Here is a 22,844-nt window from a genome sequence, read left to right as displayed (position 1 = left end):
AACAGGTGCAAAGACTATGTGGCAGTTGAAAAACAAAGTGGCGGTGGTGACGGGCGGCTCGTCGGGCATTGGCCTGGCAACCGTGCAGCGGCTGCTGGACGCGGGCGCCGCCGTCGCATTCTGCGGGCGCGATGCGCAACGCCTGGCCGACGCCCGCGCACAACTGCTGCGGCAATGGCCCGACGCGCGGCTGCTGGCCGCGCAATGCGATGTGCTGGACCCGACACAAATGGCCGAGTTCGCGGCCCAGGTCCAGGCGCGTTGGGGACCCGCCAGCGTGCTTATCAACAACGCCGGCCAGGGCAGGGTATCCACGTTTGCCACCACCGACGATGCTGCCTGGCAAGAAGAACTGAACTTGAAGTTCTTCTCGGTCATCCATCCCACGCGCGCGCTTCTTCCGCAATTGAAGCAAGCGCCCGACCCCGCCATCGTCTGCGTGAATTCATTGCTGGCTTTGCAACCCGAGCCGCACATGGTGGCCACGTCGGCCGCGCGCGCCGGGGTACGCAACCTGGTCCGCTCGTTGGCGACCGAGTTCGCGCCCTTTGGCATCCGCGTCAACGCGGTGCTGTTGGGCTTGGTGGATTCCGGCCAATGGCGTCGCCGTTTCGAGGCGCGCGATGACCAGTCCTTGAGCTGGTCGGCATGGACCGCCCGGTTGGCTGCCGACAAGGGCATCCCCCTTGCGCGCCTGGGCGACCCGGCCGAAGCCGCCAACGCGATTTGTTTTCTGGCCTCGCCCTTGGCGTCCTACACCACCGGCGGCCACATCGATGTTTCTGGAGGATTGTCCCGTCATGCCTGAAGTACCACGCATCACCGTCGGCCACGCCATTGCCGCCTTTCTTGAACAATGCGGAATCAAAGCCGCGTTCGGCGTGATCTCTATCCACAACATGCCCATCCTGGACGCCATTGGTGAACGCGGCCGCATCCGCTTTGTGCCGGCACGCGGCGAAGCTGGCGCTACCAATATGGCTGATGCCTATGCGCGCACGACCGGTGGGCTGGGCGTGTGCCTGACCAGCACCGGCACCGCGGCCGGCAATGCGGCGGGCGCGCTCGTTGAAGCCTGGACCGCGGGCACGCCGCTGTTGCACCTGACTGGCCAGATCGAAACGCCATTTCTGGACCGTGGCCTGTCCTACATACACGAAGCGCCCGAGCAGTTGTCGATGCTGAAGGCCATTTCAAAGGCAGCGTTTCGCGTGCGCAGCGCCGACACGGCGTTAAGCGTTATTCGCCAGGCGGTACACGCGGCCATGAGCGCGCCGCGCGGCCCCGTCAGCGTCGAGATTCCCATCGATATCCAGTCGGCGCTGATCCCCATGCCGCTTGATCTGCAACCCTTGCCGGTAGCGCCCATGGCGCCCGCCGCCAACGCGCTGGACCGTCTGGCCGATGACCTGGCTCAGGCGCGCCGGCCGCTGCTTTGGTTGGGAGGCGGGGCGCGGGGGGCGGCCACAGCGGTCAAGCGCCTGCGCGACATGGGCTTCGGCGTGGTCACCAGCACGCAAGGCCGTGGCGTGCTGCCCGAGGACGACACCAGTTCGCTGGGCGCCTTCAACCTGCAAGCGCCCGTCGAAGCCTTCTATCAAACCTGCGATGCCATGGTGGTGGTGGGCTCGCGCCTGCGCGGCAATGAAACGCTGCAATACCGGCTGAACCTGCCGCGCCGTCTTTACCGCATCGACGCTGACCCTGCCGCCGATGGCCGCGGCTACGCCAATGCGCAATTCGTGCATGGCGACGCCGCGCTGGCGCTGGAAGGCCTGGCCGACCGCCTGCAAGGCCGCATGCGTGTGGAAGACAGCTTCCTGCCCGACCTGCAAACGGCGCGCTCGCAAGCCAGCGCGGCGCTGCGCGACGGGCTGGGCGCCTACGGCGAGTTGGTCGATAGCTTGCAGCGCCACTTGGGTCGCGACTTCAACTGGGTGCGCGACGTGACCGTGTCCAACAGCACCTGGGGCAACCGCTACCTGCGCGTCTTCGACCCCTTGGCTGGCGTGCACGCGCTGGGTGGCGGCATCGGCCAGGGTCTTGCCATGGGCATTGGCGCGGCGGTCGGCGCGGCCGCCACGGGCTCGGGCAAGAAAACGTTCTGCTTGTCGGGCGATGGCGGCTTCATCCTGAACCTGGGTGAACTGGCCACCGCCGTGCAAGAGCAGGCCGACGTGGTGTTCGTGCTGATGAACGACCGTGGCTACGGCGTCATCAAGAACATTCAGGACAGCCAGTACGGTGGCCGCCGCCACTACGTGGACCTGCATACGCCCGACTATGCCGCCCTGGCGGCGTCCTTGGCGCTGCGGCACGCGCGCGTGTCGCGGGTGGCGGACATGGACGCGGCGCTGGTGTTTGCCGCGCGCGAGGCGGGACCGTGCCTGATCGAAGTCGACATGTTGTCCATCGGCGCATTCAAAACCGTCTTCGCCGGCCCGCCGGTCAAGACGCCGGTGGTGGCGTGATGCGCAAGCGCATAACTGGAAGCCAGCCATGACAGACAAGCACATCCTGGACATCTGCGTCGGCGGCACCTGGCGCGCCGGGCGGGGCGAGGTGTATGCCAGCCTGTACCCGGCCACGGGCCAAGCCATCGCACATCTTCGGGCCGCCAACCTGGACGATGTCGATGAAGCGGTAAGCGCCGCCGATCACGCCTTCCGCCATGGCGGCTGGGCCCAAAAACATCCGCACGAGCGCGCGCAGGTGCTGTACCGCGTGGCGCAGATCATCCGTGAACGCGCGGAAGATCTGGCGCAGACGCAGCGGCTGGACAACGGCAAGCCCATTATCGAAACGCGCGCCCTGGTCGCCAGCGCCGCCGCCACGTTCCAGTTCTACGCGGCGGCGTGCGAGACCCTGGAGGACGGCCTGACGCCCATGCGCGGCGACTGCCTGACGATGAGCGTGCACGAACCCATGGGCGTCATCGCCGCGATCACGCCATGGAATTCACCCATCGCCAGCGAGGCGCAGAAGCTTGCCCCCGCGCTGGCGGCGGGCAACGCGGTCATCATCAAGCCCGCCGAAATCACGCCGTTGATGGCCTTGCAACTGGCGGCCATCTGCGAACAGGCCGGCGTGCCGGCCGGCATGGTCAGCGTGTTGCCCGGCAAGGGCTCGGTGCTGGGCGATGCCCTGGTGCGGCACCCTCTGATCAAGCGCGTATCGTTCACGGGCGGCACCGGCACGGGCAAACAGATTGCCCGCCTCGCCGCCGACAAGATGATGCCGGTGTCGATGGAGCTGGGTGGCAAGTCACCCACGATGGTGCTGGCCGACGCCGACATCCAGCATGCCGTCAACGGCGTGCTGTATGGCATCTTCAGCTCGTCGGGCGAGTCCTGCATTGCCGGGTCGCGCCTGTTCGTGGCGCGTTCGCTGTACGCGGAATTCCTGGACCGGTTGGCGAGCGCCGCCCAACGCTTGCGCGTGGGTGACCCGGCGGACCCGGCCACGCAGATGGGCCCGCTGATCAGCGAGGCGCACCGCGCAACGGTAGAACGCTACGTGGCGCTGGGCTTGAGCGAAGGCGGCACGATCCGCACCGGCGGCAAGCGCCCCGAGGGCAGCAGCTACGACCAGGGCTATTTCTACACGCCGACCATTATCGAAAACCTGGGCAACCGCAGCCGCACCTGCCAGGAAGAGATCTTCGGACCGGTGCTGGTCGCCATGCCGTTCGACGATGAGGACGCGCTGATCGAGCAGGCCAACGACAGCGTCTATGCGCTGGCCGCGGGCATCTGGACGCGTGACTACAAGAAGGCCTGGCGCATCGGGCGGCAGGTGCAGGCGGGCACCGTCTGGATCAACACCTATAAGCAGTTTTCGATTTCGACCCCGTTCGGCGGCTGGCGCGACAGCGGGCTGGGCCGCGAGAAGGGCCGGCTGGGCATTCAACAGTACATGGAACAGAAGAGCATTTACTGGGGCATGAACGCGCAGCCCTTGCCTTGGGCGGATGGCTGAGTGGGCCTGCCGCTCGGCGGGCCTATGTGTATATCGGAGAGGGACATGAACCAGAAAATCGTCGGAATCGACCAGATCACCTATAGCGCCGATGACCTGGACGCTTGCCGTGCCTTCTTTACGGATTGGGGGCTTGCGCTGCGCGAAGACGCGCCCGCGCGCCTGGTGTTTGACACCCTGAACGGCTGCCGTGTCGTGGTGTGCGCGCCGTCGGCGGACATTGCCCCGGCAATCGAACCCGGGCCGACGCTGCGCGAGGTGGTCTGGGGCGTGGGGGCGGACGCCGTACTGGCTACACTGGCGGAACGTCTCAGGCATGCGCCCGGCTACGCCTGCGGCCCGGATGGGGTGGCGTGTATCGACCCCAATGGCATGGCGATCCGCTTTGCCCGCACGCGCCAGCAGCCCGTGCAGCTTGAGTGCGCCGCGATGAACACCTGGGCCAGCAAGCCACGGGTGAACCAGGCTGCGCCCATTTATGACCGGGCAATTCCCATCGAGATCGGCCATGTCGTGTTCTTCGTGACCGACGTGGAAGCCACCGCGCGCTTCTACACCGAGCATTGCGGCTTCGTCGTGTCCGACAGCTATCCGGGGCGCGGCGTGTTCTTGCGATGTGACGCAAACGGCGGGCATCACGACCTGTTTCTGTTGCAACCGCCGCAACCGCGCGCGGGCCTGAACCATGTGGCTTTCACGGTGCGCGATATCCATGAAGTCTTTGGCGGCGGCCTGCATATGGCGCGCCGTGGTTGGGATACCCAGTTGGGTCCTGGCCGGCACCCGGTGTCCTCCGCGTACTTCTGGTATTTCAACAACCCGGCGGGCGGCCTCATTGAGTACTACGCCGACGAAGACCACCTGGATGAACGCTGGCAGCCCCGCGAATTCGAGCCCGGCCCCACCGTCTTCGCCGAATGGGCCATAGAGGGCGGGCTGGACGGCAATACCCGGCGCCAGAAGAACGCGAACAGCGCCGGGGGCCGGTTCCTGACGGATCGACCCACCGCCAAGCCCTAACGGCCCCAACCTGGAAGCGTTGCCCGATGTTCACCCCTGTTCCCATACCCGTTCGCGTGCAGTGCATGCGGGTCGAAGCGCGTCACATCCTGAGCCTGGAGCTGGCGGCGATGGATGGCGAGGCCTTGCCCGTCTTCACGCCCGGCGCACATATCGACCTGCATCTTTCGCCGGGCATCAAGCGCAGCTACTCCCTCTGCAGTTCGCCCGAGCAGCGCGACCACTATGTGGTCGGCGTGCTGCATGACCGCAACAGCCGGGGCGGTTCGGCCTACATCCATCAACAACTGCGACCCGGCCAACAGTTGCTGATCGATCCGCCCCGCAACCACTTCGAGCTGGATGCATCAGCCGAGCTGTCCGTGCTGATCGCGGGCGGCATCGGCATTACGCCCATTCTCTGCATGCTTCTACACCTGTTGCGCCAGGGCAAGCGCGTCGCCTTGTTCTACGCCGCGCGGTCACGCGCCGAGGCCGCGTTCCTGGCGCGCTTGCCGCCCGGGCTGCAAGCGCACCTGCATTTCGATGAAGACCATGGCGGCGCGCCCGACCTGCATCGCTTTCTGGCGGCCATGCCTGACACGGCGCATTTCTATTGCTGCGGCCCGCGGCCGATGATCGACGCCTTTGAAGCGGCAGCCAGCCTGCTGAACCTGCCGCATTGCCACGTCGAACGCTTTGGCGCGAAAGACGCCGCGCCCGCCGAGGGCGCCGCGTATCAGGTAACGCTTGCCAAGTCGGGAAAGACGCTTGCGATCGAGGCGGGCGCGGTGCTGCTGGACTGCCTGCTGCGTGCGGGAATCGAGGTGCCCCACAGTTGCCGCGAAGGGGTGTGCGGCAGTTGCGAAACGCGCGTGCTCAGCGGCACCCCCGAGCATCGCGATTCGGTATTGAGCCAAAGCGAGCAGGCCGCCAACCGCTGCATGATGGTTTGCGTCTCTGGATGTTTGAGCAAGGAGCTTGTGTTGGATTTGTAGTGGTTCATCTGAAGCCGTTCATAACAGCCCGCCATGCGGGGATAAGGGGAGAGGCATGATTAGAATCCATTCGCGCCGGCCGTCCTGGCGCATGGCAGCAGGTATTTCGGCCAGTGTCGTCGCCTGCCTGGGCGTCACCGCCTCGGCGCCGGCCGCGGCAAGCAACCTTCAGTTGTACGGAAGCCTGACCCAAGGCGTGAGCTACGTCAGTAATATCGCAGGCGGAAGTTCCGCGCGTATCGACCCGGGAACCATGCAACCAGACCGGTTCGGGCTGCGTGGCTCCGAAGACCTGGGCGACGGGCTGCGCGCCAATTTCCTGCTGGAAAGCGGCTTTATCACGCAGACGGGTTCGTCCGTCGTGCCGGGCGTGCTGTTCAACCGCAACGCCTGGGTCGGCATGAGCCACGGCTGGGGCAGCGTGCAACTCGGGCATCAACCCGACTTCATGTTCGACACCATCGGCAGGTACAGCAACGGCTTTCAGCTGAGCAACTTTTTCCTGTTCCATCCGGGCAACCTGGATAACCTGGCCAACACGTTCCAGGCGAACAATTCCATCAAGCTGATGACGCCCGCTTCCCGGCCCTGGCAAGTGGGCGCGCAGTACGGATTCGCCTCCATGGCCCCCAAGGACGCGCCGCGCGGTACGACCACGCTCAGCGCCTTCACGCGCTATCAACAGGATGGCTTCTCGGGTGCGCTGGCCTTCACCTTGATCAAGGATCGCGCGCGGGTGGACTTGCCAAGCCGCACCGGCGTGGCTCGCCTGTTTGGGCAGACCTTGACCTCGGGCCTGCCCATCGTGCTGGATCGACAGCGCGTCTGGGGCGCGGGCGCGAGCTATCGCTTCGACGACCTGCCCTTGCGCGTCAACGCCACCTACACCGGCGTGCAACTGAAATACCAGGGGCGTGACGAAGCCATGCGCAACGCCGATCTGGGCGCCGCCTGGTCCTACCAGCCGCGCAAGGTGCTGAACCTGGGCTATTCGCGCAGCGCATTGGCGGGCGGTCGTTGGGACCTCTTCAGCCTGAGCCATGTGCATCAGTTCTCGAAGCGCACCGAGTGGTTCGCGCTGGCGGTGTTTCAACGCGCGGGCAGCGGGCTGGCGCATGCGGCGATCAACGGCGTGGGGGTGTCGTCCACGCGTAATCAGACGGTGCTGACCAGCGGCATCCACCACTCCTTCTAACGCACGCCGGGCGGGGGCAAGGCGTTGCGCGCCTGCCCCCGCCCGCGCTCGGCCTGAGATTTCCAAGATTTTCGAGGTCACCATGCAAAACACTTCCAATCGATGGATGGGCGTTGTCGCGATCTTCCTGATCGTGACGATCTCTTATGTGGACCGGATCAACCTGTCCGTCCTGATCACGCAGCCCGATTTTCTGCAGCAGATAGGCCTGACCGCCGTCGACAAAGGCGCGCAAGGCATGTTGGCAACCGTCTTCATGGTGGGTTACGGCCTGTCGTCCATCATCCTGACGCCGTTCTGCGTGGCGGTGCTGGGCGTGCGGCGCAGCCTGATCTACGGCTTGTGCCTGTGGGGTGTCATCACGATGACCTCGCCGCTGTATCAAAGCTATGGGCTGCTGCTGGTTTCGCGCCTGCTGCTGGGGCTGTCCGAAGGGCCGCTGTTCGCCCTGGCGTCGTGCTACGTCAAGGCCAGGTTCGACGGCCATGAAAACGGCAAGCCCAATTCGCTGATCAACAGCGGCACGGGCATGGGCTTTGCGCTGGGCTACCCCTTTGTGGCGATGCTGGTCCTGCATCTGGACTGGCAGGCCTCGTTCTACGTGCTGGGCCTGGTCAACCTGCTGGTCGGCATTCCCGTGGTGCTGCTGTGCATTCATATGCCGGCGGGCAGCGAGCCGCCGCGGGGCGTCGCCGGGCTGTCGCTCTACGAGGTGCTGGGGCGGCGCGTGCCCGCCATGGTGCGCGGCGCGATGCAGACGCGGCACGTGATCCTGATCACGGTGCTGACATCCAGCTTTCTGGCCTATATGTGGGGCGTGGGCAACTGGCTGCCCGGCTACTTGAAAGAGGCGCGTGGCTTTGACCTGCGCGCCATGGGTTGGCTGGCGTCCATGCCGCAATGGTCGACCATTGCGGCGGTGTTGCTGGGCGGGTTGCTTATCGACCGCATCAGCCGCGAGCAGGTGCCGCTGATATTCGTGGGCGGCAGCCTGGGCGTAGTGCTGGCGGTATCGCTGGCGCTGGTGGTGGACGACCGCTATCACGCCATTTACTGCCTGACGGCCGCCGGCTTTTTCTGGGGCCTGCAAAGCCCGGCCATTCCCAGCACCATGCAGTTCTACGCACGGCCGGAACACATCGGCAGTGCGTTTGGCGTGGTCAACGGCGTGGGCAGCATTGTTGGCGGGATGATGCCGGCGATGATGGGCGCGGCCATATCGATGTCGGCCAGCCAAAGCACGCCGGGGTCGGCCGCATACTCGGCGGGCTTTTATCTCTTGGTGGGATCGCAGTTGATGACCCTGGCGTGCGGCCTGTTGTTGTGGCTGCGTGTGCGCCCGCGGGCCGGTGTAAGCGTCGTGCAGGCGGGGGGTGTCAACTAGCTTGAATCCGACATGTGGGTGTCGCCTTTGGACAAGGGTGCCGCGACGCTTGCGCGTCGCAGCAATATGCTTCGAAAGCGCTGCCCACCAAGCATGAAGTGCGCTTTGCAATGCAGCAATACAGTTAGCGCCGAAGACGCGTCTTCGGCGCTAAATATCAGATTTCTAAGAGCGCCAATTAAGCATCCTCCTAGTTAATTTCTTGCGCTCAAATCGTATCGTTCAGGGACTCGCAATGATCCACCACGCATGTCGTTTTTCGGATCATTCGAGCACGCTTAGCCAGGCACGGAAGTGCCATCGCCATTCTTATCCCTGAATAGAGGAAATCGCATGAAGCGCAGTATCTTGACAGCCCTGGCCGCCTCCGGCTTGCTAGTGGCAGTGGTGGCTCCGGGCGCGAGTTTCGCCGCGGGGGGTACCGTCTCTTTCTTCGGCTCGATCAGCGACGTGACTTGCGACGTTGAAGGCAGCGTGGGTGGCGCCGCCGGTAACGTCGACGTGCCCTCGTTCGGTACCGTCAAGCCTGAAGACGTCGTGAACGGATCCGCGCCCGAACGAAACTTTCAGATCAATGTGCAAGGCTCGGCAGATTGCGCGGACGAAACCAAAGTACGGTTGCAGTTCGATGCCCACCAGCCGAACATCGACAAAGTCACCGGCAACCTGAAGCTGGTCGGCGCAGGCTCGGCCGCTGGCGTACAGATCCAGATCCGCAACAACCGCACCGAAGCGCCGGCCAACACCGATCCCATCCGTCTGGGCATTGCCGATGCCAACCCGCAAGTGGCCGAAGTCAAAAACGACCGAGCGGTGCTGTACTACTCGGCGAAGTACGTGCCCGAAGATCCCACCGCCACCTCGGTCGGTTTCGGTGATGGTAATTCGTTCGTGACCTACACGCTGCGCTACAACTAAGCGCGACACTGCCATGACGACGATCAACGGGGCGTTTGCCCGTCATGCGTACGCGCACGTGCTATCGCTCGCCTTGGTCCTGTGCGCCTGGGTGGTTCCCGCCCAGGCCGCACTGGTGCTGCAAGGCACGCGCCTGGTCATCAAGTCCGACGCGCGCGATTCCATCATGATCATCCGCAACAACGGCAGCACGCCCGTGCTTGCGCAAAACTGGATTGACGACGGCAAGGAAAATGCGCTGCCCGCAGACATCCGCGTGCCGTTCGTGTTGACGCCGCCCATCATGCGGATTGAACCCAACAGCGCGTCCAATATTCGCATCACCTACACCAAAGAGCCGCTTCCCACCGACCGGGAAAGCCTCTTCTATTTGAACGTCGTGGAAACGCCGCCGCGCGATCCGGCCTCGGTGAACGTGCTGCAGTTTTCTTTCCACACACGCATCAAGATTTTCTTCCGGCCCGCATCCATGCCGGACGAGGCGGCCACCGCGCCCGACAAACTGACCTGGAAACTGGTGCGTGCCGCCGGCGGAAAGCGTCAGCTTGAAGTCACCAACCCCACGCCGTTTCATGTGTCGTTCGCGCGTATCGCGCTGGTTTCGGGCAAACGAAGCATTGCGGCGGACAACGGCATGGTCGCCCCATTTGGAACATCCAACTTCGCGCTGGCCTCGAATGCGGCCGGCTTGCAAGAAGGCCAATTCACCGTCCAGTACGAAGCCATCAACGACTTCGGCGGACGGCGCACCCTCAACAAGCCTTTGCTTGATTGAGCTGTCCTCTCGGCCCTTGTGGGTGGAGCTTTCCGGTTTGATGAACATTCGACTTGCGCGGACTTTCGTTCGCTATTCCGCTTGCGCGCGTCCCCGAGCGCGGCGTGAGGTCCGGGCGTCAATGCGCGCCGGAAGCTGCCTGCTGGCAGCCGCCTTCGCCATGGCCGGCGCCAGTGCGTGGGCGCAAGACGAGGTCGCTATTTTTGACTCCTACATGCTGATGCAGGAAGTGGGTGGCCCCACCATCGACACCCGTCGTTTTCAACGCGCGAACTTCGCCGATCCGGGCATGCACCGGCTGGACCTCTACTTCAACGGGCAATGGCGCGGCGTTGACGACATTGAATTTCGCAACGTGCCCGGCCAGGACAGCGCCGTGCCTTGTTACGACGCCGCCATGCTGGAACGTGGCGGGCTGGACCTGGGCAAGGTGTCGCGCGCGGATGGCGTTGAACCCTTGCCCCGCGAACTGACCTGCGATGATCTGTCGCGCTACGTACCCGGTGCAAAAATCCGCGTCGACATGGCGCAGCTTGGCTTGTACGTGACGTTCCCGGAATACCTGCAACGCTTGGCGGTGTCGAACCGCTGGGTGGACCCTTCCCAATGGGATAGCGGCATCACCGCCGCGCGTCTAACCTACAACGCCAACGTCTTCACGACCGACAGCCAGGGCCGGCGCATGACGCGCGGCTATGCGGGCATCAATGCGGGCTTGAACCTGGGCGCGCTGCGGCTGCGCCATACCGGTTCGGCGTTCTGGTCGCAAACCCGCGGCGCGCAGTACCAAGCCAGTTCCTATTATCTGCAGACCGACATCCCCACCTGGCAATCGCAGTTGCTGCTGGGCGAAAGCTCCACCAGCGGTGAACTGTTCGACGCCGTGTCGTTCAGGGGCGTGCAGCTATCCAGCGACGACCGCATGCTGCCCGAAACCCTGCGCCACTACGCGCCCACCGTCCGGGGCACCGCCAACAGCAACGCCAAGGTCTCGGTCTATCAGCGCGGCTTTCTTATCTATGAAACCACCGTTGCCCCCGGCCCTTTCGCCATCGAGGACGTGCGCGCGGCCAGCTATGGCGGCGACCTGGACGTGCAGGTGACGGAAGCCGACGGCAGCATGCGGCGCTTTGTCGTGCCGTTCGCGACCATCGTGCAACTGTTACGGCCCGGCGTGACCCAGTACAGCCTGACGGCCGGCCGGGCGGCCGACCCGGGCTTGCGCGGCCCCTCGCCGTATGTGCTGCAAGGCACGCTCAAACGTGGCATGGGCGATGCCGTGACCGGCTACGGCGGCCTGGCGTTCACCGACCACTACGGATCGGTGTTGCTGGGCGCGGCGATGAGCACCACCCTGGGCGCCTTTGCCGCGGATGTGACGGCCGCCCGCGCCAAGGTGCCGTTGGAAGGCAAGCGCGCCGGCGCCAGCTACCGGCTCACTTACAGCAAAGACCTGCCCAACAGCGGCACGAACTTCTCGCTTTTAGCCTACCGCTATTCCACCAGCGGCTACCTGGGCCTGCGCGATGCGGTGGCGCTGGGCAATGTGTCGCGCAACTACCGCTACCAGGGCGATGGCCGCATGCGCAGCCGCTTCGACCTGAACGTCAGCCAGAACCTGGGCACAAGCCTGGGCAGCATGTATGCGTCGGCGTCCACCGCCAACTACTGGTCGCGGGCCGGCAGCGACGTCAATTACTCGGTTGGCTACAACAACGACTGGCGAGACGTGTCGTATTCCATCGCGCTGCAACGGGTCCATAGCGCCGGCATGGGTGGCTATTGGGGGGAGGGGGCAGCGCGAAAAGCACGCAGGTGACGCTTAGCGTCGCCATCCCGCTGGGTCGCCGGGACATGACTTCCCGCGCGCCACGCCTGAGCGCGGTCTACACCGGTGACAGCCGTGACGGCGCGCGCTTGTCGTCCAGCGTCAGCGGCCCGTTGGACGATCGCGGCGCGGGCTCATACTCGGTGTCGGCCGCCCACAATGGCCGCAGCAACGCCAATTCCGCGGACGCCAGCGTGGGCTATAACTTTCCGCAAGGCTCGGTGTCGGCCAGCGTGGGGCAGGGGCGGGGGTATCGGCAAGCGTCCCTGAGCGCAAACGGCGCCATGCTCGTGCATGGCGGTGGCGTGACCTTGGCGCAGACCATGGGCGAAACCGTGGCGCTGGTTCACGCCAAGGACGCAGAGGGCATGCGCGTGGGCTATGGCGTCAACCGGGTAGACGGCAGCGGCTACGCGGTGGTGGGCAGCCTGAGCCCCTACCGCTTGAACTCGGTGGACGTGGATCCGGCCGACCTGCCGGTGGACATCGAACTCAAGACCAGCTCGTTGAACATCGCGCCCCGCGCGGGCGCCATCATCAAGCTGGTCTACCCCACGCTGCGCGCGCGTCAGGTCTTGATCCTTAGCAAGCTGGCAGACGGCGCGCCCTTGCCATTCGGCGCCGAAGCCATCGACCCGCAAACCCGCATGGCGGTGGGCGCGGTGGGGCAGGGCAGCCGCATCGTCATGCGCGCAGAAAGCGACCAAGGAAGCGTGCGTATCGAATGGGGGCCTGGCCAGGGCGAAAGCTGTCACATCGACTACGAATTGCCCGCTCGCCACACGCGCGGCGACAGTGCCTACGACATCCTGGAACTGGAATGTGTTCAAGACCAGCCAGGCCCTGTACAGCAAGGCGGCGTTGGGCCGCTGTCCCTGCGATGAGCGCGCGCGTGCTTGCCGGGTGGCGCGGGGTGTTGATGCTGGCGATGGCGGCGGCGTGCGTGATGGCGCCCGTTCGCGCGGTGCAGGCGGATTTGGTCGTGACCGGCACGCGTTTCATCTATCCGGCGGGGCAAAAGTCGCTGACGCTACGCACCGGCAACGCCGGGCAGCATCCCATCCTGGTGCAAAGCTGGCTGGATTCTGGCGATTTCACCGCCGACCCCAGCCGCGAAACCGTGCCATTCCTGCTGACGCCGCCCGTGTTTCGGCTGGATCCCGCAGGGCGTATGAGCTTGCTGCTGCGGCATACGGGGGAAGCCATGCCGAAAGATCGGGAATCCGTGTTCTGGATCAACTTCCTGGAGGTGCCGGCGCGCGATCCGTCGCAGAAGAACTTGCTGCAGCTTGCGTATCGGTTGCGGATGAAAGTGCTGTATCGGCCCGAAGGTCTGCCGGGGTCGGCCAGTGAGGCGATCGGCAAGGTGGCATGGACGTATCACGCGGCCGAACGCGAAATCGAGGCACACAACGAGACCCCGTATGTTGTGTCGTTTGCTCGGGTGGAGCTGGAAGGGGAGCGCGCTGCCGGCAAGTTCATCACTGGCTCGTTCATCACCTTAAGCGGGCTGACCGTCACGCCGCTGGGCCGCACGCGGTTCCAGCTTCCCAGCGGGCCGGCGCCTCGCTGGGGCAAGGATGCACTGCGGTATCAAGCCGCCAACGACGACGGCGACATCATCGAAGGCCGGGCGCCACTGGGCTTTCATCACAAGCACTGAAGGCGGACAACACGACTAGTACTGCGCGTGGCATGTCGGCCAAGGAGATCAATATGGGCAAGAGACGAATGCGTCATCCAAAGGGATGGAGGGCTGGCGTGGCGATGCTGGCGATGCTGGCGGCGCCGCAATGGGCGTCGGCCGCGGATGATGTCTTCGCGGCGGCCGAGTGTGAGGAGTTTCCAGGGTTGGCAGGCTCTGGATGGTCCGAGGTCGAACCCTTGACAACGCAGTCTCAGGTGGGGCAGGTGCTGTTCGAAAGGCAGGCGCCGATCGCGATCCGGTTCAAGCCGGTGAAGCTGCCAGGTGCGCAAGAGAAGCACAAATTATTTGGCACGGCCGCGTGGCGCAATCCCGTCAACATGGTGAACAACATCGTCAACACCAACGTCGATGGCATAGGCTTGAAAATCCTGTTTCAGGATACCGAGGTTTCCTCGGCTTCGATGAGTCTGGTCATGGGTGCGCAAGACATTATTCCTCGACATGGCGTGTTGTTGCAGTTTGCGTACTTTGCCTACGTGCAGCAGTTGGTTTTGATGGCAAAGCCTGAAGATCTTCCGCGCAATCTGAACGTGACGGGGGTACCGCCCAACACGGCGATGGTGCTTGGGTTTTTCACCGAACGCGCCGGATTAACGGCGCCGGGGCAGATTGGCGTTGGCATTCCATCCTGGCAGAATCCACCGCCGACGGACCCGCCGGGGGCGAAGCTCTGCGGTATGACTTCTGTCTATCAGGGTAGCAAGATCTTCAGCATGGGAACCAACGCGGGCGCGCAAAGTATCACCATCAAGCACCAGTGCGATGCCGGCGCGCACCAGAATATTCCGGTGCACATGCTGCCGGCCTTCGTCGCGGATTTTCCCGCTGAGGGCGCGATGTCAGCACCCAGGCCCTTCAACATCCGATTGAACCAATGCAGCGCGCTTGCGCGGCCGCAGGTCAAGTTCAGGGCCAAGAGTGGCCTGGTTGCCGGCACGGACACTGTCCTGGCCTTGTATGGCCGGAATGCCAACGGCGATAGACCGGCCCGGGGAATCGGCGTCATCGTGGTTGACGAGCAGGATCAGCGCGTGCGCTTCGGACCCGTGGGGGGCGCCTACGGGCCCAACTATGCGATGACCCCGCTGGACGGCGGCGCGCAATTGTCCTTGGCGGCTCGTTATATCCGCACGGCAGTGGGTCGCGACGACCTGGAAGGCGGCGTGGCCAATGCCGCCGCGGAGTTCACGTTCGAGTTTCCCTAGGCGCTGCGACGCGACATCGGCGACGCCGCGTCGGCAACACCGCATCGGCCGCCCACGCGAAGGTGGCGCAATCCGAACGGACTGCGCCACCTTTGTCTTGATGTCAGGGCGTTATGTCGCCACAGCGCCTTACCAGACGGTGCCTGTGTTGCGCCCCACGACGGCGCCGCGGGTTTGCAGCAGCCACTGGCCCCACCAGTAATTGACGCTATTACGCGCATGCGACTGATGGATCAGCCCTTCGTTCACGCCCACCAGCCCGCCCATCGTCGTGTGCAGTCCGCCACTGATGTTGCCCTGTGCGGTGCCGCCCTGGATTTCCGCGGTGACCAGGTTTCTGCCGACCAGACCGCCGATGCGGCTCTTGTATTCGCCGCGAACAGTGCCGCGCGACACGGCTTGGTGGATCGTCCCGCGGTTCACGCCCACCAGGCCCCCCACGTCGCCCCGATCCCGGCCGGAAACGTTGCCGTTGGCCTCGGTGTTGGTAAGCCTGCCGTTGTTGTAACCCACCAGCCCACCGACCGCGCTGTGATGGCCCCCGCTGACGTGGCCGCTTGCGGCGGTTTGGTCGATCACCCCGCCGTTGTAACCGGCCACCCCGCCCAGGGAGAAGGCCGAGCCGCTGCTCACCTGCACCCGGCCATAGGCGGCGGACTTCGCGATGATGGCCTCGTTTGCGCCGACCAGGCCGCCGAAATGGCCGTTGCCGGATTCACCGCTGTGGGTGACCGAGCCTCGTGCCTTGACGTTGTATAGCGTGCCGCCCGCGCGGTTATAGCCGGCAAAGCCGCCGGCGTGAACGTTGCCGGATACTTGCACGGTGGCCTCGGATAACGAGTCGCTGACAAAGCCCCCGTTGTTGTCGCCGATTAGGCCGCCGACGCGCCCGCCCCGGGCTTGCAGCGTGGAGTTGGTAACGCTTGAACGCTCGATCACCCCCCCGTTGCCACGACCCACCAGGCCCCCCACCGCGCCCATGCCCCCCGCCAGGTCGTTCATGCGCGTGCCCGCCGCATGCACGTTGGTGATGGTGCCGGAATTGGTGCCTACCAGCGCGCCGGCGGCTTTGTCCGCCGATCGCGCGTGTTGAGCGGTTGTGACCGAGGTAGAGGACAGGTTCAGGTTGCGGATATTGCCCGATGACTGGGCGAACAGACCCGCATGGTTGTCGCCGGTGACCTCGAACTTGCTCAGAGTGTTGCCCAGGCCCTCGAATTCGCCGGTGAAGACGTCACTGTCATTGCCGATCGTGGCGACCCGGGCCGCCTGAAGGCTCTTGCCCAGCGCATACCGGCCGTTCAGGTCCTTGTTCATGGTTTCCCACTGGCTGACGTCGTTGATGACCGTATAGCGGCCATCGCGGGTTTCGTAGGTGCTGCCCTTGCCGCTCAGTTCAATGGACACGCCATGGCGTAGTTCAAAGTCGGACTTTGCGATCAAGGCCAGCGCCGCGTTGTCGCCCGCCAGGGTCATGCGGGCATTGATGCGCAGGTCTCCGCCCAGCGTCTTCGCCGCGATGGCCGCGCCATTGCCGTGGGCGGTTAGCGGGGCGTTGACGTCCACGTGCCGCGCGGCCTGCAAGGTCAGTGACGTGCTTGCATCCCATTCGACCGGGGCGTTGACCGCGATGTGGCCGACCGTGCTGACGAGCGAGACGTTGGTGGTCGCAAGGCTCTTGCCAAGCGTGCTCGCGGCCAGCGTAACGTCGTTCGTGACGGCGTCTGGGGAAACGTTGATGTGATGCGCGGTGATCGACCATGTGCCGGTTTGCCCCGCCGCGCCGCGCGTGTCGATGTCGATATCGGGCTGGATGAACACGGCTTTGCCCTTTAAGGTCACCGTGCCGCCGGCCATCGTGGTCCCTCCCGTGGCGGTCAGCTTTCCGCCGGCGTTGATGCTGGCGAAGTCGCCGCCGTCCAGAATGATGGAGCCCGATTTTCCGTCAAGCGAATTGGCCTCGATAATGCCATTGTTGTTGACGACCAGGGACGGCATGGCGCTCCTGGAACGTCCCTTCATCATGACCGTTCCGCCATGGGCGCGCAGCGTTCCTTCATTTTCCAGAATAGACTCCAACGCGGCCCGGTCAACCTGCAGGTGCAACAGCGTATTGCCGTCCAGAGTCAAGGTGAACGCCCCGCCGGATGCCATCGCGACGCTACCTCTGTCCGCCTGGATGCTGCCGTTGTTGATTATTTTTTCGCTCAGCAGGGCGACACTGCCGCCATCGGCGCTGATCCTTCCTTCACTAGTGATACCTGTTCTCGATGGACCGTTGAAGCGCATCGTCTCCCCGTCCAGAAAATCGTCCTGGTTGACCTGCTTGGTCGAGGCGACCAAGCTGCCCACGCTTACGCGCGATGACGTCCCGAACATAATGCCGTTCGGGTTGATCAGGAATACACGGCCGTTGGCGGTGATGTCGCCTCGGATGTCGCTGTAGTGTTGCCCAAGTACCTTGTTAAGCACCGCGGAGGTTCGCCCGGGTTGGTTGAAGATCACCTGCTTACCCGCGCCGACGTCAAACCGTTGCCAGTCGATGATCAGCTTGTCCGTCTTCTGGTTGACCCGCATGGTGTTCTTGTCCGCGTCGATAGCGATATCACCGGTTCCATGCTTGATCACCCCTTCCTTCGGAAACTCCTGTGCATGGGCCGCGCCAACAACCCCCATCAACGCCAGCGCAACAACGGTCATCCGCAACCCCCCCGACGATTTTCCACGTCGACGCGCGCATTCGCTGGCGGCAACCCAGCCGCCCCGTGCTTCGCTCCAAACCAATGCAAAAGTCTTGTTCATGTTTCCCTCCTGGGAAAGTGCCGCGCCCGTGCGCCTGCCGGGCGGGGGTGCAGCGGGTGGGTAGGACTCAGAAGTAGCGGGTGGCCTGCACCCAGAACTGGGGTTGTCTGTCGTTCTTCGCGGTCTCTTTGCCTTGGCGCAAGGGCCAGGCGGCGCTGACGTTGACCACATGCTGGGCACCGCCATGCGCGATGCCCACGCCGAATGCGCTTAAGGATTGATGATTGCGTTCGGATGTCCAGGCGCGTTTGTTCACCTGCACGGACCCCGTATCGACGAAGGCCGAGAATTGCAGGCCGGGCAGCGGCAGGTAACGCAGTTCGCCCGTGGCTTGCCAGCCTTGGTCGCCACTGGCGGCGCCCGATGCGTGGGCGCGCACGCCATAGGGGCCGCCCAGGCTGAATTTTTCTGCGCTGTCCAGGTTCTTGTTGGCCCATTGCGAGCGCACCCGTCCGTAAAGCTGCACGGGGCCGGCCACGCGCTGCAAGCGGCTCAAACTGAGGTTGACCACGCCGAAGCCGCCGGCCGCCTGCTTGGCAAACTTGTCGTCGCTCCGCTGCGTTTCGTCGCCAAAGCGCAGATTGCCCCGCGAAACCCCCAGGTAAACGCTGTTGCTGGCGCCGCCCCACAGCGAGTCGCGGGCGCTGGCGTTGATCGCGGCGGTCCATAGGCCGATACGTTGGACGCGGGTCAGGTCGAAGTAGTCGTAGCTATCCCGCAGGCGCTTGTGTTCGTACTGCAACGAGGCCTGGACATTGATGTCGCGACTGCGCAGCAGGTTTTGCCGTACATAAAGGTGCGAGGTCTGCGCGCTGCCGTGGGCTTGCAGCACGGCAAACTCGCGGCCCAATTCATAGCGCATGTTGGACGCACCCATGCCGACGCGGGTGGACCACGGGCCAAGGGGAAGCTGGTAGTCCAGCTGGTAATAACGCTGTTCGCGGTCGCTGGACAGCAGGCGCGCATCCAATTGGTCGCCCAAGGCTAAAGGGCTGTTGATGCTGGCGGCCACGCTAAGGCGGTATTCGCCGGAGTAAGCGCCGCCAAAGTTGTCGGCGTCGATGCTGCCGGCGATCCAGGGGCCGGGTTCGGCGTTGACGACAAGGTCGGTTGTGCCGGGCTCGGCGCCCGCCCGCAGGGTGCCGGTGGCAATAACGCCGGGCAAGTCATTCAGCAGCAGCAGCGCCTGATCCAGGCTACGGCCGTGCACCGCATCACCGGGGTGCAAGGGTTCCAGCACGGGTGCGAGCGCGCCATCCCGAGCTCGCGATGTATTGTTCAGCAGCACCTGGCCATACGCCCCTTCCACAATGCGGAGGCGAACCAGGCCGCCCTGTATTTCCTGGGCGGGCAGGTATGCGCGCGCCAGCAGGTAGCCATCCTGCTGGTAGTGTTCGGAGATTCGGGCTGCGGCGGCGCGCAAGCCGTTCAGGTCTTGCTCCGACCCAAGCAGATCGGCCAGCAGAGCCTGTAGCGTAGAGTCGTCGTAAACGTGATTGCCGTCCAGCAGGAAGCCGTTGACCAAGACCCGGCTGCTTTTGGCGACATCGGTTTCCGGGGTGTGCGCAGGGGCACGTTGGGCCGGAACGTTCAGCGCCGGCGCCTCTGGAGCGGGGGGCGGCGCAGGGATCGTCGATTCCAGGTCGCGAATGAAGCGGCCCGCGTCAGGGCGGCCCGCGTCAGGGCGACCCGCGTCAGGGATTTGCGCCCAAGCAGGCGGGGCGCAGAGCACTAGCACGCAAACGGAAACGTAGTGAACAGTTTGGCGAGAAAATCGCTGAGCAATTCGGAGTGCGAAAAAGAAACGAGGAACTGCAAGCGCCAAGCCGCCGTGTGCGTCGGGTTGCCGCGTATTCATTCTTATCATTCGATGTTGCCGGTGTGTTGTTGCCTTGCACGACTGGCGCAGGCACTGGCATCTGGCCCGTCACGGGCGAATCGAATGACTATACGAAGCGTGAAGCGGACAAGCTCTATGAGGACTATGAAAGTCCTATGCGACGACTACGAATCCCGAATCGTCGCGGCGCCTGGGTATGGCAGGGGGCACCGACTTCGCTAGCGCGAAACCACGTCGTTGGCCATTTGCTTGCAGGACTTGCCGAATTCTTGCAGCGCCAGGTCTAGTTGCGCCACGACGGCGTCCAGCGACAAGTCATGGTTATCGGGGTCCATGCAGGCGTGGCTCAACACCGAGCAAAGCCTGCTCAGTTGCGCGTCGCCCGTCATCTGGGCCGCGCCCTTGATGCGGTGTGCCAAGTGGCGCAGCGCGGCACGGTCGTCGCGGGCATGAAGCAGGCGCAGCCGTTGCAGGTCAATGTCATTGGCCTTGATGAAGGCATGGGCCAAGGTACGGATGCGTGCGGGATCGGCGCAGGTCAACTCGGTGATGGTGCGTGTGCGGCGTTCGTGTCGCAGGGCGGGGGTCATGGGCTTGCTGATATGGCCTGTTGCGGGTATGTGTCTCTTGACGATAGCCGCGAAGGCAGGCCGGGCGTGGTGGGGTTACGCTTGGCTCCTGCGCGGGAAAGATGCACATGGGGTACTTTCGTATTATTCCTATTCTCTTATTGACCTTAGCGCAGCACTATATCGGTCTATCGATATAGCGGCTTCACAATGGCGAAACGCCGATGCAACCCATCCGATGAACAAAACAACTTGCTTGCAGCAGACGCTATCTCCAGCATGCGAGGCAACGTGTTGCCCGGTGGGTCCCGATGTGGAAGAGGGAAATGCAACAATGTCATCACGATACATTCGCGTGATCGTCGCGGACGACCACCCCGCCGTGGCGCTTGGGGTCAGCTATGAACTAGGGCTGGACCCGGCTATCGATGTGATCGGATGCGCGGAGAACTCCACTGACTTGGTCGCGCGGCTGGAAACACAACACTGCGACGTCGTAGTGTCTGACTACACCATGCCCGGCGGCAAATACGGAGACGGCCTGGGGCTGATCGCGCTGTTGCGGCGGCGGTATCCCGCGCTGCGCGTCGCGGTGCTGACCATGATCGACAACCCCACGCTGATCCGCGCCTTGCTGGCTTACGAAAACCTATGCGTGCTCAGCAAATCGGATTCAACCAGCCACATCATCAACGCCGTGCACGCCATGTACCAGGGCAAGACCTATTATTCGCCCACCATCAAGGACATGATCGTCAACCAGGCATTTGTGCTGGGGCGTGGCCGGCTGACCAAGCGTGAAGCCGAAATCGTGCGCTTGTTCTGTGCAGGCGCCACCGTGACCGAAATATCCCAGATGTCGCACCGCAGCGTCCAGACGGTCAGCTCGCAGAAGCGCAGCGCCATGAGAAAACTGGGCATCGAACGCGACGCCGACTTGATCAAGTACGGCGCCGACGCGGTGCAAAGCCAATTGGGCGAAGGCGGCTTCCCGGCGCTTCAGCGGCCGGACAAGACCGCCTGGAGCCTGGCCTGAACTCCCCGATTTAAAACCCCACGGCCTGGCCGTCGCGCCGTGAATCCGATGCCGCCAAGTACCCACCCTGGGGCAGGCGGCATATCAATTGCGCCGAGCCGAATTCCAGGCTGTCGGCGGGCGCCACGGCCACGTTGTGGCCACGGTCGCGCAGCGTTTGCACCACGTCGTCCGGCAGGTGCGATTCCACATTCACCACCGGGCCCTTCTCCACACGGAAGCGGGGCGCGTCGCTCATGGCCTGCGGGTTCTGGCCGAACGCGGCCAGGCGCGTGACCATCTGCAGATGCCCTTGCGCCTGCATGGATCCGCCCATCACGCCGAACGACATCAAGGGCTGGCCGCCGCGCGTGACGAAGGCGGGAATGATCGTGTGCATGGGCTTCTTGCGCGGGGCTACCTGGTTGGCGTGTCCGGGTGTCAGCACGAAGTTCAGGCCGCGGTTGTGCAGGCTGATACCGGTGCCGGGCACCACGACGCCTGAGCCGAAGCCGTGGTAGTTGGATTGGATGAACGACACCATGGTGCCGTTGGCGTCGGCCGTGGTCAGGTAGACCGTGCCGCCGGTGGCGGGCGTGCCGGCGGTGGGAACACTGGCGCGGTCCATGGAAATCAGGCGCGCGCGCTCGGCCAGATAGGCGCGGTCCAGCAGCGCTTTCGCATCCGTGCGCATGTGGCGCGGGTCGGCCACATGATGATGCAGGTCGGCGAACGCCAGCTTCATCGCTTCGATGCTGACGTGGTAGTAGTCGGCGCTGTCCACGCCCATGCCTTCCAGATCGAATTGCTCAAGCATGCCCAGCGCCATCAGCGCGGAAATGCCCTGGCCGTTCGGCGGGATTTCGTGCAGTTCAACGTCGCGGAATGATTGCGAGATGGGTGCGACCCATTCCGGGCGGTGCTCGGCCATGTCGGCGGCGCTGAGCGCGCCACCCGTCTTGCTGGCAAAGTCGGCGATCTTCTGCGCCAGTTCACCAAGGTAGAAGCTGTCGCCGCCGGTTTCGGCGATGTCGCGCAGCGTTTTGCCCTGGGCCGGAAAGCGCCACCATTCGCCTGCTTGCGGCGTGCGGCCTTCCGGCATGAAGGCCTCGGCAAAGCCGGGTTCATGCGCCAGCTTGGGCGCTTGCGTCGCCCATTGCCGGGCGATGGTGGGCGACACGGGAAAGCCTTCTTCGGCGTAGGCGATGGCGGGCTCGAACAGTTTGGCGAAGGGCAGCTTGCCAAAGCGGTCGGACAGCGCTTTCCAGCCGGCCACCTGGCCGGGCACGGTGACCGTGCCCCAGCCGGTGCCGGGCATGGCGTCGCGGCCATTGAAGTATTCGGGCGTCCAGGCGGCGGGCGCGCAGCCGCTGGAGTTCAAGCCATGCAGGCGCCCGTCGTGCCAGACCAGCGCGAACATGTCGCCGCCGATGCCGTTCATGACGGGCTCGACAACGGTCAAGGCAATGGCGGTGGCAATGGCGCTGTCAACGGCATTGCCACCGGCCAGCAGCATGCGCAGCCCCGCCTGCGCGGCCAGCGGTTGGCTGGTCGCGACCGCGTTGGCGGCCAGGACCGGCATTTTTCGGGAAGCGTACGGAAAAGACCAATCGAAGGAGGGGGACATGGA

18 protein-coding genes are annotated in these 22,844 nt (G+C 64.4%); 14 read left to right on the top strand and 4 right to left on the bottom strand.

The genetic code is table 11. The features are described 5' to 3' along the window. The first annotated feature begins 16 nt into the window (after positions 1 to 16). From ELS24_RS21330 to ELS24_RS21275, 13 genes are all read left to right on the top strand, one after another. A complete protein-coding gene (locus ELS24_RS21330; protein WP_127185297.1) occupies positions 17 to 808 on the top strand; it encodes an SDR family oxidoreductase in 792 nt (263 codons plus the stop codon). Beyond that, positions 801 to 2,471, top strand: a complete 1,671-nt coding sequence (locus tag ELS24_RS21325; RefSeq protein WP_127185296.1) for a thiamine pyrophosphate-binding protein — start codon at positions 801 to 803, stop codon at positions 2,469 to 2,471. Before ELS24_RS21330 ends, ELS24_RS21325 begins: the two co-directional genes overlap by 8 nt. A 28-nt stretch (positions 2,472 to 2,499) precedes the next feature. Further along, positions 2,500 to 3,978 (top strand): aldehyde dehydrogenase, encoded by a 1,479-nt coding sequence (locus tag ELS24_RS21320; RefSeq protein WP_127185295.1) that lies wholly within the window; start codon positions 2,500 to 2,502, stop codon positions 3,976 to 3,978. A gap of 45 nt (positions 3,979 to 4,023) precedes the next feature. Then, positions 4,024 to 4,998 carry a VOC family protein gene (locus ELS24_RS21315; protein WP_127185294.1) on the top strand — a complete coding sequence of 325 codons (975 nt, stop codon included), beginning with the start codon at positions 4,024 to 4,026 and terminating at the stop codon, positions 4,996 to 4,998. Between the two features lie 26 nt (positions 4,999 to 5,024). Further along, positions 5,025 to 5,975, top strand: coding sequence for a PDR/VanB family oxidoreductase (locus ELS24_RS21310; protein ID WP_127185293.1), 951 nt, complete (start codon positions 5,025 to 5,027; stop codon positions 5,973 to 5,975). Between the two features lie 55 nt (positions 5,976 to 6,030). Further along, the gene (locus ELS24_RS21305; protein WP_127185292.1) at positions 6,031 to 7,170 is read left to right on the top strand and encodes a porin; all 1,140 of its coding nucleotides are present in this window, start codon (positions 6,031 to 6,033) and stop codon (positions 7,168 to 7,170) included. A gap of 82 nt (positions 7,171 to 7,252) precedes the next feature. Further along, positions 7,253 to 8,554, top strand: a complete 1,302-nt coding sequence (locus ELS24_RS21300; RefSeq protein WP_127185291.1) for an MFS transporter — start codon at positions 7,253 to 7,255, stop codon at positions 8,552 to 8,554. Positions 8,555 to 8,887: 333 nt separating this feature from the next. Next, entirely contained in the window at positions 8,888 to 9,472 is a 585-nt protein-coding gene (locus ELS24_RS21295) for a fimbrial protein (protein ID WP_127185290.1), read from the top strand. Between the two features lie 13 nt (positions 9,473 to 9,485). Then, positions 9,486 to 10,247, top strand: coding sequence for a fimbrial biogenesis chaperone (locus tag ELS24_RS21290; protein WP_127185289.1), 762 nt, complete (start codon positions 9,486 to 9,488; stop codon positions 10,245 to 10,247). A 121-nt stretch (positions 10,248 to 10,368) separates the two neighbouring features. Beyond that, positions 10,369 to 12,066 (top strand): fimbria/pilus outer membrane usher protein, encoded by a 1,698-nt coding sequence (locus ELS24_RS31100; RefSeq protein WP_205736927.1) that lies wholly within the window; start codon positions 10,369 to 10,371, stop codon positions 12,064 to 12,066. A 35-nt stretch (positions 12,067 to 12,101) separates the two neighbouring features. Next, on the top strand, positions 12,102 to 12,959 hold the full coding sequence (locus tag ELS24_RS31540; RefSeq protein ID WP_205736926.1) for a fimbria/pilus outer membrane usher protein: 858 nt from the start codon (positions 12,102 to 12,104) through the stop codon (positions 12,957 to 12,959). Next, a complete protein-coding gene (locus tag ELS24_RS21280; protein WP_240669353.1) occupies positions 12,956 to 13,738 on the top strand; it encodes a fimbria/pilus periplasmic chaperone in 783 nt (260 codons plus the stop codon). The genes ELS24_RS31540 and ELS24_RS21280 overlap by 4 nt, the downstream gene beginning before the upstream one ends. Before the next feature lie 32 nt (positions 13,739 to 13,770). Then, positions 13,771 to 14,988: a fimbrial protein gene (locus ELS24_RS21275; protein WP_127185288.1), complete on the top strand. Its 1,218-nt coding sequence runs from the start codon at positions 13,771 to 13,773 to the stop codon at positions 14,986 to 14,988. Positions 14,989 to 15,117: 129 nt separating this feature from the next. Here the strand turns inward: ELS24_RS21275 and ELS24_RS21270 are convergent, their stop codons facing one another. The 3 genes from ELS24_RS21270 to ELS24_RS21260 form a co-directional block, all read right to left on the bottom strand. Then, positions 15,118 to 17,790, bottom strand: coding sequence for a filamentous hemagglutinin N-terminal domain-containing protein (locus ELS24_RS21270; protein WP_164741373.1), 2,673 nt, complete (start codon positions 17,788 to 17,790; stop codon positions 15,118 to 15,120). A gap of 67 nt (positions 17,791 to 17,857) precedes the next feature. Then, positions 17,858 to 19,315 carry a ShlB/FhaC/HecB family hemolysin secretion/activation protein gene (locus tag ELS24_RS21265; protein ID WP_240669352.1) on the bottom strand — a complete coding sequence of 486 codons (1,458 nt, stop codon included), beginning with the start codon at positions 19,313 to 19,315 and terminating at the stop codon, positions 17,858 to 17,860. Positions 19,316 to 19,848: 533 nt separating this feature from the next. Continuing rightward, entirely contained in the window at positions 19,849 to 20,220 is a 372-nt protein-coding gene (locus ELS24_RS21260) for an Hpt domain-containing protein (protein WP_127185285.1), read from the bottom strand. A gap of 313 nt (positions 20,221 to 20,533) precedes the next feature. Here ELS24_RS21260 and ELS24_RS21255 point away from each other — a divergent pair, with 313 nt between their 5' ends. Continuing rightward, positions 20,534 to 21,235 carry a response regulator gene (locus ELS24_RS21255; protein ID WP_050449782.1) on the top strand — a complete coding sequence of 234 codons (702 nt, stop codon included), beginning with the start codon at positions 20,534 to 20,536 and terminating at the stop codon, positions 21,233 to 21,235. Between the two features lie 10 nt (positions 21,236 to 21,245). Here the strand turns inward: ELS24_RS21255 and ggt are convergent, their stop codons facing one another. Beyond that, on the bottom strand, positions 21,246 to 22,841 hold the full coding sequence (ggt, locus tag ELS24_RS21250; protein WP_127185284.1) for a gamma-glutamyltransferase: 1,596 nt from the start codon (positions 22,839 to 22,841) through the stop codon (positions 21,246 to 21,248). Positions 22,842 to 22,844: the final 3 nt, after the last annotated feature.

It is taken from the genome of Achromobacter spanius (assembly GCF_003994415.1).
GTDB lineage: Bacteria > Pseudomonadota > Gammaproteobacteria > Burkholderiales > Burkholderiaceae_B > Achromobacter > Achromobacter spanius_C.
The sequence above is the reverse complement of the archived record's forward strand: the minus strand, read 5'-3'. Positions and strand labels throughout refer to the sequence as shown.

Bases quoted from the DNA above. Each gene is read 5' to 3' on its own strand.
- ELS24_RS21330 (WP_127185297.1), top strand. From the start codon at position 17: ATGTGGCAGTTGAAAAACAAAGTGGCGGTGGTGACGGGCGGCTCGTCG.
- ELS24_RS21325 (WP_127185296.1), top strand. From the start codon at position 801: ATGCCTGAAGTACCACGCATCACCGTCGGCCACGCCATTGCCGCCTTT.
- ELS24_RS21320 (WP_127185295.1), top strand. From the start codon at position 2,500: ATGACAGACAAGCACATCCTGGACATCTGCGTCGGCGGCACCTGGCGC.
- ELS24_RS21315 (WP_127185294.1), top strand. From the start codon at position 4,024: ATGAACCAGAAAATCGTCGGAATCGACCAGATCACCTATAGCGCCGAT.
- ELS24_RS21310 (WP_127185293.1), top strand. From the start codon at position 5,025: ATGTTCACCCCTGTTCCCATACCCGTTCGCGTGCAGTGCATGCGGGTC.
- ELS24_RS21305 (WP_127185292.1), top strand. From the start codon at position 6,031: ATGATTAGAATCCATTCGCGCCGGCCGTCCTGGCGCATGGCAGCAGGT.
- ELS24_RS21300 (WP_127185291.1), top strand. From the start codon at position 7,253: ATGCAAAACACTTCCAATCGATGGATGGGCGTTGTCGCGATCTTCCTG.
- ELS24_RS21295 (WP_127185290.1), top strand. From the start codon at position 8,888: ATGAAGCGCAGTATCTTGACAGCCCTGGCCGCCTCCGGCTTGCTAGTG.
- ELS24_RS21290 (WP_127185289.1), top strand. From the start codon at position 9,486: ATGACGACGATCAACGGGGCGTTTGCCCGTCATGCGTACGCGCACGTG.
- ELS24_RS31100 (WP_205736927.1), top strand. From the start codon at position 10,369: ATGCGCGCCGGAAGCTGCCTGCTGGCAGCCGCCTTCGCCATGGCCGGC.
- ELS24_RS31540 (WP_205736926.1), top strand. From the start codon at position 12,102: ATGACTTCCCGCGCGCCACGCCTGAGCGCGGTCTACACCGGTGACAGC.
- ELS24_RS21280 (WP_240669353.1), top strand. From the start codon at position 12,956: ATGAGCGCGCGCGTGCTTGCCGGGTGGCGCGGGGTGTTGATGCTGGCG.
- ELS24_RS21275 (WP_127185288.1), top strand. From the start codon at position 13,771: ATGTCGGCCAAGGAGATCAATATGGGCAAGAGACGAATGCGTCATCCA.
- ELS24_RS21270 (WP_164741373.1), bottom strand. From the start codon at position 17,790: ATGAACAAGACTTTTGCATTGGTTTGGAGCGAAGCACGGGGCGGCTGG.
- ELS24_RS21260 (WP_127185285.1), bottom strand. From the start codon at position 20,220: ATGACCCCCGCCCTGCGACACGAACGCCGCACACGCACCATCACCGAG.
- ELS24_RS21255 (WP_050449782.1), top strand. From the start codon at position 20,534: ATGTCATCACGATACATTCGCGTGATCGTCGCGGACGACCACCCCGCC.
- ggt (WP_127185284.1), bottom strand. From the start codon at position 22,841: ATGTCCCCCTCCTTCGATTGGTCTTTTCCGTACGCTTCCCGAAAAATG.